Source organism: Janibacter sp. Y6, from assembly GCF_040900765.1.
Taxonomy (GTDB): domain Bacteria; phylum Actinomycetota; class Actinomycetes; order Actinomycetales; family Dermatophilaceae; genus Marihabitans; species Marihabitans melonis.
The window spans coordinates 88,747-102,147 of record NZ_JAKLYZ010000005.1 but is presented as its reverse complement, the minus strand read 5'-3'; the positions used below and the strand labels follow the sequence as shown (position 1 = coordinate 102,147).

Annotated in this window: 14 protein-coding genes and 1 tRNA gene; 12 read left to right on the top strand and 3 right to left on the bottom strand. The window is 72.7% G+C overall.

Annotated features, from left to right (window positions below; genetic code table 11):
- Position 1 precedes the first annotated feature (1 nt).
- A complete protein-coding gene (locus tag L6241_RS12630) occupies positions 2-844 on the top strand; it encodes a hypothetical protein (protein ID WP_368246526.1) in 843 nt (280 codons plus the stop codon).
- A gap of 104 nt (positions 845-948) precedes the next feature.
- A complete protein-coding gene (locus tag L6241_RS12625; protein ID WP_368246525.1) occupies positions 949-1,575 on the top strand; it encodes a TetR/AcrR family transcriptional regulator in 627 nt (208 codons plus the stop codon).
- A 15-nt stretch (positions 1,576-1,590) separates the two neighbouring features.
- Here the strand turns inward: L6241_RS12625 and L6241_RS12620 are convergent, their stop codons facing one another.
- Positions 1,591-2,190 (bottom strand): DUF4126 domain-containing protein, encoded by a 600-nt coding sequence (locus L6241_RS12620; RefSeq protein ID WP_368246523.1) that lies wholly within the window; start codon positions 2,188-2,190, stop codon positions 1,591-1,593.
- Between the two features lie 109 nt (positions 2,191-2,299).
- On the opposite strand from L6241_RS12620, the gene metG reads away from it, so the two are divergent.
- The 6 genes from metG (at position 2,300) to L6241_RS12590 (ending at position 10,168) form a co-directional block, all read left to right on the top strand.
- Positions 2,300-4,114: a methionine--tRNA ligase gene (gene metG, locus L6241_RS12615; protein ID WP_368246521.1), complete on the top strand. Its 1,815-nt coding sequence runs from the start codon at positions 2,300-2,302 to the stop codon at positions 4,112-4,114.
- Positions 4,115-4,119: 5 nt separating this feature from the next.
- Positions 4,120-4,992: a TatD family hydrolase gene (locus L6241_RS12610; protein WP_368246520.1), complete on the top strand. Its 873-nt coding sequence runs from the start codon at positions 4,120-4,122 to the stop codon at positions 4,990-4,992.
- A 196-nt stretch (positions 4,993-5,188) separates the two neighbouring features.
- Complete coding sequence (locus L6241_RS12605; protein WP_290125459.1) at positions 5,189-6,412, top strand: resuscitation-promoting factor; 1,224 nt, start codon at positions 5,189-5,191, stop codon at positions 6,410-6,412.
- A gap of 140 nt (positions 6,413-6,552) precedes the next feature.
- A complete protein-coding gene (gene rsmA / locus L6241_RS12600; protein WP_251718727.1) occupies positions 6,553-7,419 on the top strand; it encodes a 16S rRNA (adenine(1518)-N(6)/adenine(1519)-N(6))-dimethyltransferase RsmA in 867 nt (288 codons plus the stop codon).
- A complete protein-coding gene (locus tag L6241_RS12595) occupies positions 7,416-8,351 on the top strand; it encodes a 4-(cytidine 5'-diphospho)-2-C-methyl-D-erythritol kinase (RefSeq protein ID WP_252975072.1) in 936 nt (311 codons plus the stop codon). The genes rsmA and L6241_RS12595 overlap by 4 nt, the downstream gene beginning before the upstream one ends.
- A complete protein-coding gene (locus L6241_RS12590) occupies positions 8,351-10,168 on the top strand; it encodes an ABC-F family ATP-binding cassette domain-containing protein (protein WP_368246519.1) in 1,818 nt (605 codons plus the stop codon). The genes L6241_RS12595 and L6241_RS12590 overlap by 1 nt, the downstream gene beginning before the upstream one ends.
- Positions 10,169-10,196: 28 nt before the next feature.
- Here the strand turns inward: L6241_RS12590 and L6241_RS12585 are convergent, their stop codons facing one another.
- Positions 10,197-10,703 (bottom strand): MarR family winged helix-turn-helix transcriptional regulator, encoded by a 507-nt coding sequence (locus L6241_RS12585; protein ID WP_275898487.1) that lies wholly within the window; start codon positions 10,701-10,703, stop codon positions 10,197-10,199.
- Positions 10,704-10,787: 84 nt separating this feature from the next.
- Here L6241_RS12585 and L6241_RS12580 point away from each other — a divergent pair, with 84 nt between their 5' ends.
- The 3 genes from L6241_RS12580 (at position 10,788) to L6241_RS12570 (ending at position 12,076) form a co-directional block, all read left to right on the top strand.
- Positions 10,788-11,588: a methyltransferase domain-containing protein gene (locus L6241_RS12580; RefSeq protein ID WP_368246516.1), complete on the top strand. Its 801-nt coding sequence runs from the start codon at positions 10,788-10,790 to the stop codon at positions 11,586-11,588.
- Positions 11,588-11,947 carry a glyoxalase gene (locus tag L6241_RS12575; protein WP_368246514.1) on the top strand — a complete coding sequence of 120 codons (360 nt, stop codon included), beginning with the start codon at positions 11,588-11,590 and terminating at the stop codon, positions 11,945-11,947. Before L6241_RS12580 ends, L6241_RS12575 begins: the two co-directional genes overlap by 1 nt.
- Positions 11,948-11,997: 50 nt before the next feature.
- Positions 11,998-12,076: transfer RNA gene (locus L6241_RS12570), tRNA-Gln, on the top strand.
- A gap of 54 nt (positions 12,077-12,130) precedes the next feature.
- Here the strand turns inward: L6241_RS12570 and L6241_RS12565 are convergent.
- Positions 12,131-12,691 (bottom strand): ArsR/SmtB family transcription factor, encoded by a 561-nt coding sequence (locus L6241_RS12565; protein ID WP_368246512.1) that lies wholly within the window; start codon positions 12,689-12,691, stop codon positions 12,131-12,133.
- Positions 12,692-12,756: 65 nt separating this feature from the next.
- Between L6241_RS12565 and L6241_RS12560 the strand changes: the two genes are divergently transcribed.
- Positions 12,757-13,326 (top strand): dienelactone hydrolase family protein, encoded by a 570-nt coding sequence (locus L6241_RS12560; RefSeq protein ID WP_251718721.1) that lies wholly within the window; start codon positions 12,757-12,759, stop codon positions 13,324-13,326.
- Positions 13,327-13,401: the final 75 nt, after the last annotated feature.

Below are 13,401 nucleotides of genomic sequence, written 5' to 3'. Positions count from 1 at the left end.
GATGAGCCGACGCACGGTGGTGGTGCTCGCTGCGGCGGGCGCCACCACCGTCGTGCTCTCTGCGTGCTCCGTCCTCGGCGGCGGGGGCCCCCAGGCCGAGCCGACCTACGTCGCCCCGTCGACGACGACGACGGCCCCGAGCGCGGACACGGCGCCGGTCGGCCAGCAGCCCGCGACCCTGCCCCTGGCCAGCCAGGTCCTCGAGAGCGCGAAGAGCAACGCCCTGGAGGGAGGGGCGAGGTCGGTGACGATCTCCGCCGTCTACCCTCTCGCGGAGGACCTCGGCGTCGAGGGTCCGATGACGGTCCGCAGCAGCGGCAGCACGGCCGGCAACAGGAGCGAGCTGACGATCTCGATGCCCGACGGCTCCTCGCTCGAGCAGCGCGACCTGGGCAACGGCGAGCTCTACCTGCGCCTCGAGGACGGCGACGTCCGCAAGCCCTTCGACATCGACCTCCAGTCGCAGCTCGTGCGCAACGAGGGCCGGTGGGTGCGGACGTACAGCCAGAAGCGATACGTCGAGGACTACACCCCGTACCGCATCATCCGGAACAGCTTCTTCGCCGGCGAGCTCGAGAAGCAGGACATGCGCTACGCCATCCTCGACCAGCGCGAGCTCGACGGCGAGCAGGTGTACGGCGTCCTCGTCCGCCCTGCGACGGACGAGACCAAGGACGTCGTCCGCACGGTGTGGGTGACGAATGACGACCCCTACCGCTTCTTGCGCTACGAGACCGGAGACGTGCAGACGCGCACGAGCATCGTCTTCTCGAAGTGGGGCACGACCCCACTGCCCTCGGAGCGTCCCCAGGGCGCGAAGAAGGTCGACTTCTCCGACCTGTGAGATGTCGACCACCCTCAGGGGTGAGTCTGGACAATCGCGGGACGCAGGCCGACAGGTCCACGTATCGTCACGAGGTCGAGCACCTGAGGCAGGAGGGCGGCCCCGTGACCCCGACAGACATCTCCTCCGCGCGCCACGCGGCGCTGTCACCGCGCATGCGCGAGATCGTCGACGCCGGGATCGAGGTCACCGCGCGCGGTGGTCTGCGCGGCCTGACGCACCGAGCCGTCGACGCGGAGGCGGGCCTGCCACCGGGCAGCACGTCGAGCTACCTGCGCACCCGGCTCGCCCTCACCGTGGCGGTCACCAATCGGGTCATGGCGATCTTCGACGAGAGCGTCACCGGCCTGGCCCACCGTCTCGACGCGCGTCCTCCCACCGACGAGCAGGTCGTCGGCGAGGTCATCGAGCTCTTCGCCAGCTGGCTGGCCCATCCCGCGCTCCTCCTCGCCCGCCAGGAGCTCGCCGCCGAGGCCAACCGGCACCCCGAGGTCGCCCGAGTCGTGTGCCTGGCGCGGGACACGACCGAAGAGCTCATCGCCGTCATGCTCGAGCGGCTCGGCGCCCCGCAGCCCGAGGTCCGCGCGCGGGCCGTCCTGGCCGCGGGCGAAGGGGTGCTCAGCGCGGCGATGTCCTACCCCGAGGACATCCGCGGCGACTACGCCCGCACCGTCATGCGCACGATCGTCGAGGCCTTCGCGACGACCGAGCGCTCGCTGCGCGCGGTCTGAGCCGCCCCCCTTCGCCTAGACGGCCACCCGCCGCCCGGCCCGCCGGCGGCGCAGCCGCAGCCAGGCCCGGGCGACCCACCAGACCATCACGGCGAGCACGACGAGCACGACGACGACGAGCACCGGCGCGAAGACCGCGAGCAGGCTCACGGTGATCGCGGCGCCGTCCTCGGCGGTCGAGACCACAGGGGCTCCCAGGCCCGCGGTGCCGGCGTTGACGACGGGGCGGGCGGCCGCCTTCGTGCCGTGCACGACGGCGGCGACGACGATGCCCAGGACGACGCCGACCCAGGGGTTCTCCTGCATGAAGGCCGAGCCGTCGAGGTCCTGGGCGCTCGCGGCCGCGGCACCCATGAGCCCGCCCATCCCGGGGCGGATGGCGGTCTGGACGGCGTCGTTGAGCGAGTCCACCGCAGGGATCTTGTCGAGCGTCATCTCGGTGAGCAGGAGCACCGCGCCGATGCCGATCGCCCACCACGACTGCATCCACTCCCAGCCCGCCGGGAGAGTGACGACGTCGGTGAAGCGCGCGAGCAGGGCCATGACGAGGAAGGGGACGTAGGCGTTGAGCCCGGCGGCCGCGGACAGCCCCATGCCGGTGAGAGCAGCGATCACGAGGTCACCTCGAGGTCGGGCGGCACCGGTGCGGTCCCGCGTCTGGTGCCAGAACGCTACGCGCAGACGGCGTCATCCCGGGGGAGGGGCGCCGCCTAGGATTGCCGTCATGAAGGTCCTCTCCGCTGTCGCCTGGCCCTACGCGAACGGCCCCCGGCACCTCGGCCACGTCGCCGGTTTCGCCGTCCCGTCCGACGTCTTCAGCAGGTACATGCGCATGGCGGGGCACGACGTGCTCATGGTGAGCGGCTCCGACGAGCACGGCACCCCGATCCTCGTCCTCGCCGACAAGGAGGGCACGACGGCCCACGACCTCGTCGACCGCAACCACGCGATCATCGCCGGCGAGCTCACCGACCTCGGCTGCTCCTACGACCTGTACACCCGCACGACGACGGTCAACCACACCGCGGTCGCCCAGGAGCTCTTCGAGCGCTGCTGGGAGAACGGCTACATGGTCGAGCAGACCCAGAAGGGCGCGATCTCGCCGTCGACCGGGCGCACCCTGCCCGACCGATACATCGAGGGCACCTGCCCGATCTGCGGCTACGAGGACGCCCGCGGCGACCAGTGCGACAACTGCGGCAACCAGCTCGAGCCCGAGGACCTCATCTCGCCGCGCAGCAAGATCGACGGCGAGACCCCGCAGTTCGTCGAGACGCAGCACTTCTTCCTCGACCTCCCCGCGCTCGCCGACTCCCTGCGGGCCTGGCTCGAGGAGCGCGAGGCATCGGGCACGTGGCGCCCGAACGTCATCAAGTTCAGCCTCAACATCCTCGAGGACATCCGTCCGCGCGCGATGACGCGTGACATCGACTGGGGCATCCCGGTGCCGCTCGAGGGCTGGCGCGACAACCCGAGCAAGCGGCTCTACGTGTGGTTCGACGCGGTCGTCGGCTACCTCTCGGCGTCGGTGGAGTGGGCCCGCCGCATCGGCGAGCCCGAGCGGTGGCGTGAGTGGTGGGTCGACGGCGCGGTCCCCGACGCCCAGGAGTCGTACTACTTCATGGGCAAGGACAACATCACCTTCCACTCCCAGATCTGGCCCGCCGAGCTCCTCGCGTACGCCGGCCGGGGGACGAAGGGGGGAGAGCCCGGCGATTTCGGCGTGCTCAACCTGCCGACGGAGGTCGTCTCGAGCGAGTACCTGACGATGGAGGGCAAGCAGTTCTCCACCTCTCGCGGGTACGTCATCTACATCCGCGACGTCCTTGAGAAGTACGGCCCGGACGCGATCCGGTACTACATCTGCGCGGCCGGCCCGGAGAGCCAGGACGCGAACTTCACCTGGGCCGACTTCGTCCAGCGCAACAACTCCGAGCTCGTCGCCGGCTGGGGCAACCTCGTCAACCGCACCGCGTCGATGATCGCCAAGAGCTTCGGCGAGATCCCTGCGCCGGGCACCCTCGAGCCGGTCGACGAGGCGATCCGCGAGCGCACGCTCGCCGCCTTCGACGAGGTCGGCTCGCTGCTCGCGCGCCAGCGGATCAAGGCCGCGGTCGCCGCCGCGATGCGCGCCGTGGGCGAGGTCAACAAGTACGTCACGGACACCGAACCCTTCCGGCTCAAGGGCGAGGACCAGCGCGAGCGGCTCGCGACGGTGCTGCACACGCTCGTGCAGTGCGTGAGCGACCTCAACACGATGCTCGCGCCGGTCCTGCCGCACTCGTCGAACGTCGTCCACGGCGTCATCGGCGGCGAGGGCGCCTTCATGCCGATGCCCGAGCTGCGCGAGGTCACGGGTCTCGACGCCGGCGACGAGGGTCGCACCTACCCGGTCATCACGGGTGAGTACAGCTCGACCCCCGCGTGGGAGTCGCGGCCGGTGCGCGTGGGAGCCCCGGTCGCCAAGCCGACCCCGGTCTTCACCAAGCTCGACGAGTCGGTGGTCAGCGAGGAGCTCGCCGAGGTCGAGGGCGCCTGAGCCCGATGGCCCCTCACGACCGCTCGCACGGCGAGCCCGCGCCCGTCCCCGACCCGCTCCCGGTGCCCGTCGTCGACAACCACACGCACCTCGACATCGTCCGCGACGACCTGCCGGAGCCGCTCGTGGCCGGCGGGCACGAGCGCGTCGCCGGGGCGCTCGCGCTCGCGGCGAGCGTCGGCGTGGACCGCGTCGTGCAGGTGGGGTGCGACCTCGAGAGCGCCCGCTGGACGGTGTCGGTCCTCGACGACCACCCGGCGATGCTCGGCGCCGTCGCCCTGCACCCCAACGAGGCTCCTCGCCTCGCGGCCCAGGGCGCGCTCGCCGAGGCCCAGGCCGAGATCGAGGCGCTCGCCGCCCACCCCCGCGTCCGGGCGATCGGCGAGACCGGGCTCGACTACTTCCGCACCGGCGAGGACGGGGTGGCCGCGCAGCACGACTCCTTCCGCTGGCACATCGACCTGGCCAAGCGCACCGGCAAGGCCCTGCAGATCCACGACCGCGACAGCCACGACGACGTCCTGCGCATCCTCGCCGAGGAGGGCGCGCCCGAGCGCACCGTCCTGCACTGCTTCAGCGGTGACGTCGCGATGGCCCGCGAGTGCGCGGAGCGGGGCTACTACCTCTCCGTCGCCGGGACCGTGACCTTCAAGAACGCGCGGGGTCTGCGCGACGCGGTCGCGATCACCCCGCTCCACCGGCTCCTCGTCGAGACCGACGCGCCCTACCTCAGCCCGTCGCCCTACCGCGGGTCGGCCAACGCCAGCTATCTCGTGCCGCACACCGTGCGGCGGATGGCCGACCTGCTCTCGGTGGACGTCGCGACCCTCTGCGCGACCCTCTCGGACACCTCGGAGACGGTCTACGGACCCTGGTGAGGTGGCCGTTCGTCGCGCGCCCGTTATCAAAACTTGACCTTCGACCGGCTCGCAGTGCACCGTAGATGACTGATGGCCGGGGCCGGTTCCCCTGACAGCGCCTCGACCACCGTCGATCCACGCCCGTGCTCAGCACGGGCGTGCTCGTGCGGGAGGCGCTGCACCGGTGCCCGGGACGCACGACGAAGGATCTCTCTTGTCTTCAACCGCGGTTCGCCGTATCACCCAGGCCGGCGTCGTCGGCGCTCTCGTGCTCGGCGTCTCCGGAGTCGCCGTCATGGACAAGTCCGTCGCGCTCGACGTCGACGGCCAGCAGAGCTCGGCCCACGCCTTCGGCGGCACGGTCGCCGACGTCCTGGACAAGCAGGGCGTCGACCTCGGCGAGCGCGACCAGGTCACCCCGTCGCTCGACACCCCCGTCGCGGACGGCCAGGAGATCGTCGTGCGGTACGCCCGGCAGCTGACGATCACCGTCGACGGCGAGAAGAAGACCTACTGGACGACGGCGAGCACCGTCGGCGAGGCGATGGACCAGCTCGGTCTGCGCGGCGACGGCGCGATCCTGTCCGCCTCGCGCAGCAAGAGCGTCGGCCGTGACGGCCTCGCCTTCTCCATGGCCACGCCGAAGGACGTCACCCTCGTCGTCGGCGGCAAGAAGTCCGCCAAGACGACCACCGGCCAGAACGTCAGCCAGGCGCTGCGCGGCATGGAGGTCGCCGTCGACGGCAACGACCAGATCAAGCCCGGCAAGTGGGCCGACGTCACCGACGGCATGACCATCCGCGTCGACAAGGTCGACCGCAAGGGCACGAGCCGCACCGTGGCCATCCCCTTCGACACGGTCGTCCAGAAGGACTCCTCGCTCACGGTCGGCACGACGAAGGTCAAGACCGAGGGCAGCGCCGGGTCGCGCACCAACCGCTACACGGTGACCTACAAGAACGGCAAACCCGTCTTCACCAAGCGCACGGGCAGCACGGTCACCGCCAACCCGGTCGACCGCGTCGTGCTCCAGGGCACCAAGCCCAAGCCCAAGCCCAAGCCGCAGCCCAAGCCGGCGCCGGCCCCCGAGCCCGCACCCGCGCCGAAGCCCTCGACCCCGAGCACGCCCGCCCCGAAGTCCTCGACGCCGAGCCCGGCGCCGACGACGACGAAGAGCAGCGGCGCGGGTCTCGACACCTCGAACGCCGCGATGTGGGACCGGATCGCCCAGTGCGAGTCGACCGGCAACTGGTCGATCAACTCGGGCAACGGCTACTACGGCGGCCTGCAGTTCGACATCCAGACCTGGCTCGGTGCCGGCGGTGGCGACTTCGCCCAGCGCGCCGATCTCGCCAGCCGCGAGCAGCAGATCACCGTGGCCAACCGTGTCTACGCCGACCGTGGCCTGCAGCCCTGGGGCTGCGCCCACGCGGCCTGACCGCAGCACCACCGCAGCGACCCCCGTCGACCACCCGGTCGGCGGGGGTCGCCGCGTCCCCGCCGCCGCTCCGGTCGCGACGCAGCAGCCTCGGACGACGCAGGACGGCCCACGCCCGCGCAGGCCGTAGGGTTCGGGGCATGACCGGCTCGGACGTGCAGCTCCTCGGCGCCGCGGCGATCCGCGAGCTCGCCGGGCGGCTCGGGGTGGCCCCCACCAAGCAGTGGGGGCAGAACTTCGTCGTCGACGCCAACACCGTGCGCCGCATCGTGCGCGCCGGTGACGTCGGCCCGCAGGACGTCGTCGTCGAGGTGGGGCCCGGTCTGGGCTCCCTCACCCTCGCCCTGCTCGAGCAGGCGCACCGGGTCGTCGCCATCGAGATCGACCCCCGCCTGGCCCAGGCACTGCCCGAGACCGTCGCGGCGATGGCCCCGTCGCGGGCCGACGACCTCGAGGTCGTCCACGGCGACGCCCTGAGGGTCGCCGAGCTGCCCGGACCGGCGCCGACCGCTCTCGTGGCGAACCTGCCCTACAACGTCTCCGTGCCCGTCGTGCTCCACCTGCTCGCGACCTTCCCGAGCATCGAGCGGGTGCTCGTCATGGTCCAGCTCGAGGTCGCCGAGCGGCTGGCCGCCCGGCCCGGGTCGCGCACGTACGGCGTGCCGAGCGTCAAGGCCGCCTGGTACGGCGACGTGCGGCTGGCCGGCACCGTCTCGCGGAGCATCTTCTGGCCGGTGCCCAACGTCGACTCCGGTCTCGTGCGCATCGACCGGCGCGAGCCACCGGCGGTCGAGGTGAGCCGCGCCGAGGTCTTCGCGTGCGTCGACGCCGCCTTCGCCCAGCGCCGCAAGACCCTGCGCGCGGCACTCAAGGGCTGGGCCGGCTCGGCCGACGCCGCCGAGGCCGCCCTCGTCGAGGCGGGCATCGACCCCCGGACCCGTGGCGAGCAGCTCGACGTCGAGCAGTTCGCGGCCCTGGCCGCCGCCCGCACTAGGGTGACCGCATGACCTCGGTGCTCGAGACGGCCTCCGCCGTCACCGCTCGGGCGCCCGCGAAGGTCAACCTCGAGCTCGGCGTGGGGGCGCTGCGCCCCGACGGCTTCCACACCCTGTCGACCGTCTACCAGGCCGTCGGCGTCTTCGATGAGGTCACGGTCGCGACCGCCGACGAGTGGGGCGTGAGCGTGCGCGGTCGCGACGCCGAGCTCGTGCCCACCGACGAGAGCAACCTCGCGCTGCGCGCTGCGATGCTCCTCGCCGAGCGCGCCGCCGTCGAGCCGGTGCATGTTTCGATCCACAAGGACATCCCCGTCGCGGGCGGGATGGCCGGCGGCTCCGCCGACGCGGCCGCCACCCTCGTCGCCTGCGACGCCCTGTGGGACCTCGGCCTCGGCCGCTCGGGCCTGGACCCGATCGCCGCCGAGCTCGGCAGCGACGTCCCCTTCCTCCTGCACGGCGGCACGGCCGTGGGCTCCGGGCGCGGCGAGCTCGTCACCCCCGTGCTCGCGCGGGGCAGCTACCACTGGGTCTTCGTGCCGACGCCGGCCTCGGGGCTGTCGACGCCCGAGGTCTACGCGGCCTTCGACGAGCTCTCCGCCGGTCACGACGTGCCCGACCCGGAGCCGAGCCCGGCGATGATGGCCGCGCTGCGCCAGGGCGAGCCCGAGGCGCTCGGCGCCGTGCTGTCCAACGACCTCCAGGCCGCCGCCGTGCGCCTGCAGCCCCAGATCGGCGACGTCATGGACGCCGCGATGTCCTTCGGCGCCCTGGGCGCGATCGTCTCCGGGTCCGGCCCGACCGTCGCGCTGCTCGCCGCCGGGCAGGAGGGGGCGATCGACCTCGCCGTCTCGCTCACCGCCTCGGGCGCGGCCGCCGACGTCATCCGGGCGATCGGCCCGGTCGCCGGCGCTCACGTCATCCCCGCCCCACGACTCACCTGATGGCCAACCTCCTCTCCCTCGAGCGCGGCCGTCTGGCGCTCGGGACGGCGCAGCTGCTCGACGGGATCACGCTGGGCATCAACGAGGGCGCCCGCATCGGCGTCGTCGGGCGCAACGGCGGCGGCAAGTCGACCCTTCTGCGCGTCCTCGCCGGTGAGCTCGAGCTCGACGACGGCCGGCTGACGCGCAACTCGGTGACGACGGTCCGCCTGCTGTCGCAGGCCGACGTCCTCTCGCCCTCCGCCACGGTGCGCGAGGTCGTCCTCGGCGGTCTCGCGGAGCACGAGTGGGCGGGCGACCCCCGGGTGCGTGACGTCCTCGACGGCCTCCTCGGTGGTCACGAGGGCGAAGGGGTCGGCGGCCTCGACGCGACGATCGGCCCGATGTCCGGCGGCGAGCGCCGCCGCGTCGCGCTCGCCGCGGCCCTCGTCGAAGACCCCGACGTCCTCATGCTCGACGAGCCGACCAACCACCTCGACGTCGAGGGGGTCGCCTGGCTCGCCGACCACCTGACCCGCCAGCGCACCGCGCGCGGCAAGGCGCTCGTGACGATCACCCACGACCGGTGGTTCCTCGACGCCGTCGCCGACCGGACGTGGGAGGTCATCGACGGGCGGGTCGAGCAGTACGAGGGCGGGTACGCCGCGTACGTGCTCGCCAAGGCCGAGCGCCAGCGGATCGCGGCGGTGACCGCCGAGCGGCGCGACAACCTCCTGCGCAAGGAGCTCGCCTGGCTGCGCCGCGGCCCGCCCGCTCGCACCTCGAAGCCGAAGTTCCGCATCGACGCCGCGAACGCGCTCATCGCCGACGAGCCGCCGCCGCGCGACGACGTCGAGCTCGTGCGCTTCGCGTCGACCCGTCTGGGCAAGGACGTCGTCGACCTGCTCGACGTCACCGTCACCGTCGGCGAGCGCACCCTGCTCGACCGGGTCACCTGGCATCTCGCGCCGGGGGAGCGCGTCGGCGTCGTCGGCGTCAACGGGGCGGGCAAGTCGACGCTGCTGCGCGTCATCGGCGGAGAGATCCCGCTCGACTCCGGTAAGCGGAAGGAGGGCGTCACCGTCCAGGTCGCCCACCTCTCGCAGGAGGTGCGCGAGCTCGACCGGTTGCGCGAGCACCGCGTCATCGAGGCGGTCGAGGAGATCCGCAAGGTGACGATGCTCGACGGCAAGGAGGTCTCGGCCTCTCAGCTCGCCAAGCGCCTGGGCTTCAGCGGCGGGCGTCAGCAGACGCGTGTCGGCGACCTCTCCGGTGGCGAACGACGCCGCCTGCAGATCCTGCGCCTGCTCATGTCCGAGCCGAACGTCCTGCTCCTCGACGAGCCGACCAACGACCTCGACATCGAGACGCTCACCCAGCTCGAGGACCTGCTCGACGGCTGGGCCGGCACGCTCGTCGTCGTCAGTCACGACCGCTACCTCCTCGAGCGCGTCGCGGACCACCAGGTCGCGCTGCTCGGCGACGGGCGGGTGCGTCAGCTGCCCGGCGGGGTCGAGGAGTACCTGCAGCTGCGCGGTGCCGCCGGACCGGCCGCCGCGATGCGCGGGTCCGCGGCGCCCGCACCGGCCGCTGCGGGGAGCCCGGTGGTCGACGGGCCGAGCCCGGCCGAGGTGCGAGAGGCGCGCAAGGTCATGGCGCGGGTCGAGAAGCAGCTGGCGAAGATCGAGGAGCGCGAGGCGAAGGTCCACGCGCAGATGGCCGAGCAGGCCGAGGACCACCAGCGCCTGCGCGAGCTGCACGAGACCCTGCGGGTGGCCGCCCAGGAGCGCGAGAGCCTCGAGCTCGAGTGGCTGGAGGCCGCCGACGTCGTCGGCTGACCCCCCTTCGTCCTACCCCTCGTTCGTCCTAGCCCTCGAAGGGGGCGAGGAGGCGGCGCAGCTGCGCCACGAGGTCGGCCTGGTCGCCCGGACCGAGGTCGGCGAGGATGTCGCGCTCACGCTCGAGCAGGTCGGCCAGGGCGGCGTCGACGGCGGTGCGCCCGTCGTCGGTGAGCCGGACGATGACGCTGCGACGGTCCCGCGGAGACGGTGCGCGCTCGACCCAGCCGCGGGCGGTGAGCCGGTCGATCCGGTTGGTCATCGTGCCGCTCGTGACGAGGGTGGCCCGCACGAGGTCACCGGGGGAGAGCTCGTAGGGCGGGCCGGCGCGGCGCAGCGTCGACAGGACGTCGAACTCCCAGCCGTCCATCCCGTGGCGGGCGAAGGCGCTGGACCGGTCGAGGTCGAGCCGGCGGGCCAGCCGCGAGATGCGCGACATGACGTGCATCGGCTCGGGGTCGAGGTCGGGACGCTCACGACGCCAGGCGTCGACGATCTCGTCGACGTCGTCGTGGATGGGGTGACGTTCGGGCACCCGTCAAGAATACGGCCTGCCAAGTATCTTCACGTCGAGAGACATCTCTCCTAGGATCGGGGCATTCGACGCAGGAGGCCGACGATGCCGAGCTGGGACCCCACGCTGTACGAGAAGTTCGCGAGCGAGCGGGCACGACCCTTCGCCGATCTCACCGCCCGGGTGGGCGCGCGCGAGCCGCGGCTCGTCGCCGACCTCGGGTGCGGCAACGGGATCGCGACCCTCACCCTCGCGCAGCGCTGGCCCCAGGCCCGCGTCGTCGGGGTCGACAGCAGCACCTCGATGCTCGAGTCGGCCCGGGCGAAGGACCTCGACGGCCGCGTCGAGTGGGTCGAGGGCGATCTGTCGACGTGGACGCTCGAGTCGCTGGGCCAGGCGCCCGACGTCGTCGTGAGCAACGCGACGCTGCAGTGGGTGCCGGGCCACCTGCGCGTCGTCGAGGGCTGGGCCGACGCCCTCGCCCCCGACGGCTGGCTCGCGCTGCAGGTGCCGGGCAACTTCGCCTCGCCGACGCACGCGATCATGCGCGAGATGGCGGTCGCGCACCCACGGGCGGCCGAGCTCGAGGCCGCGACGAAGCGCTTCGGTGCGGGGGAGCCGAGCACCTACCTGCAGATCCTCACCGGGCGCGGTCTCGAGGTCGACGCGTGGGAGACCACGTACACGCACGTCCTCGACCCGGCCGGTGAGCAGGACAACCCTGTCCTGGACTGGGTGAGCGGGACCGGGCTGCGCCCGATCCTCGACGTCCTCACCGACGACGAGGAGCGCTCGGCCTTCCTCGCCGAGTACGGCGAGCGCGTCGCCCAGGCCTACCCCCGCACCCCGGCCGGGGTGCTCCTGCCCTTCCGACGGGTCTTCGCCGTCGGCCACAAGGTCGCCTGATGGTCGCCGTCGGCCTCCACCACGTGCAGATCGCCTGCCCGCGGGGCAGCGAGGACGACCTGCGCGCCTTCTACGGCTCCGTGCTCGGTCTGCCCGAGGTCCCCAAGCCGCCCGTCCTCGCCGCCCGCGGAGGGGTCTGGTTCGCCGTCGGCGACCAGCAGCTGCACTGCGGTGTCGAGGAAGGCTTCGCACCCGCCCGCAAGGCGCACCCGTGCCTGCTCGTCGAGGCCGTCGACGAGGTGGCCGCAGCCGTCGACGCAGCCGGCAGGCCCGTGCGGTGGGACGAGGCGATCCCCGGTGTCCGGCGCTTCCACACCGACGACCCGGTGGGCAACCGCGTCGAGATCCAGCAGGTCTGAGGGGTCGGCGACCCGTCAACTACCCTGGGGGCGCCGCCGCACGGCGGCGTTCCCCGGTTGGTCTGCCGGCAGGGCCCGCCTGACTTTGAATCAGGACAAGCGACGCAGGTTCGACTCCTGCCCGGGGAGCGCAGGTGCGGGCGCGTCGCGCCCGGGGCGTCACCCCTTCGCCCGGGGTCCCGGTCAGGTCAGCGGGGGCAGCCGCGGGTGGTCGGTGGGGTAGATCCCGACCGCGAAGCCGTACGTCGTCTCGCCGGAGCGCGGGAGGCGGTCGAAGTCGTCGACGAGCTCGCTCATCCGCTGCCAGAAGGCCGATGCCTGCTCGGGCGCGATGCGCGCGTGCCGGACGAAGCCCCACAGCTCGCCACGCTCGAAGGCCGGCCCCGACTCGGCGGCCGCCACCTCGAAGTCGTTGAAGTCCCGCGGCATCTCCTCGCCCGACGAGCCCTGGGGGGCGACGTAGAAGAGCCGTGCTGTCCGCCCGTAGAGGCGCTCCTCGACGGCCCGGACGCGCCGGGTGCTCACGACCCGGAGCAGGTCGGCGCGCACGAGGACGGCGACGTGGTGGGCGACGGTGCTCTTCGGGCGGTCCAGGGCGCTCGCCAGCTCGGTCACCGACGCCGCGCGCTCGAGGAGCAGCTGGAGGATCGTCGTGCGCAGGGGGTGGGCGAGCGCACGCACCTGGGCGGGCTGCGTGAGCGCCATCCGGTCGGCGAGCTCGCGGCCCGGGGGGTTGTCCTCCATGCCGCACGAGACTACCGTCGTCGAACGTTCCACATCAGTGGATCATTCGTCGAGGAGGACGTCACATGGCCGAGGTGCTGCTCTACCACCACATCCAGGGGCTGACGCCGGGCGTCGTCGCCTTCGCCGACGCCCTGCGCGAGGCGGGGCACACCGTGCACACGCCCGACCTCTTCGAGGGACGGACCTTCGCGAGCATCGAGGAGGGCTTCGGGTACGCCCGCGAGGTCGGGCTCGACGTCGTGCGCCGACGGGGTGCCGACGCCGTCGACGGGCTGGGGGAGGCGCTCGTCTACGCCGGGTTCTCCTTCGGCGTGACGATCGCCCAGCAGCTGGCCCAGACGCGACCCGGCGCCCGCGGCGCCCTGCTGCTCTGCTCGTGCATGCCCGTGGCCGAGTACGGGGAGCGGTGGCCGCAGGACGTACCCGTGCAGGTGCACGGCAAGGAGGGGGACGAGTTCTTCGACGAGGACCTGCCCGCCGCCCGCGAGCTCGTCGCGTCGAGCGAGCGGGCCGAGCTCTTCGTCTACCCCGGCGACGAGCACCTCTTCGCCGACTCCTCGCTCGACGCCTACGACCCCGACGCGGCCGCGCTGCTGCTCGAGCGGGTCCGCGCCTTCCTCGCCCCGCTCTGAGGGGCGAAGGGGGGCCGCCTGGCATCGTCGGTTCGGCCGCCCCCTTCGCCCCTGGGTAGAGTGTCGAGGTCCCGA

What these genes read in the sequence shown, in the direction of transcription:
- L6241_RS12630 (WP_368246526.1), top strand. Translation starts at nt 2, where the DNA reads ATGAGCCGACGCACGGTGGTGGTGCTCGCTGCGGCGGGCGCCACCACC.
- metG (WP_368246521.1), top strand. Translation starts at nt 2,300, where the DNA reads ATGAAGGTCCTCTCCGCTGTCGCCTGGCCCTACGCGAACGGCCCCCGG.
- L6241_RS12610 (WP_368246520.1), top strand. Translation starts at nt 4,120, where the DNA reads ATGGCCCCTCACGACCGCTCGCACGGCGAGCCCGCGCCCGTCCCCGAC.
- rsmA (WP_251718727.1), top strand. Translation starts at nt 6,553, where the DNA reads ATGACCGGCTCGGACGTGCAGCTCCTCGGCGCCGCGGCGATCCGCGAG.
- L6241_RS12595 (WP_252975072.1), top strand. Translation starts at nt 7,416, where the DNA reads ATGACCTCGGTGCTCGAGACGGCCTCCGCCGTCACCGCTCGGGCGCCC.
- L6241_RS12590 (WP_368246519.1), top strand. Translation starts at nt 8,351, where the DNA reads ATGGCCAACCTCCTCTCCCTCGAGCGCGGCCGTCTGGCGCTCGGGACG.
- L6241_RS12580 (WP_368246516.1), top strand. Translation starts at nt 10,788, where the DNA reads ATGCCGAGCTGGGACCCCACGCTGTACGAGAAGTTCGCGAGCGAGCGG.
- L6241_RS12575 (WP_368246514.1), top strand. Translation starts at nt 11,588, where the DNA reads ATGGTCGCCGTCGGCCTCCACCACGTGCAGATCGCCTGCCCGCGGGGC.
- L6241_RS12565 (WP_368246512.1), bottom strand. Translation starts at nt 12,691, where the DNA reads ATGGAGGACAACCCCCCGGGCCGCGAGCTCGCCGACCGGATGGCGCTC.
- L6241_RS12560 (WP_251718721.1), top strand. Translation starts at nt 12,757, where the DNA reads ATGGCCGAGGTGCTGCTCTACCACCACATCCAGGGGCTGACGCCGGGC.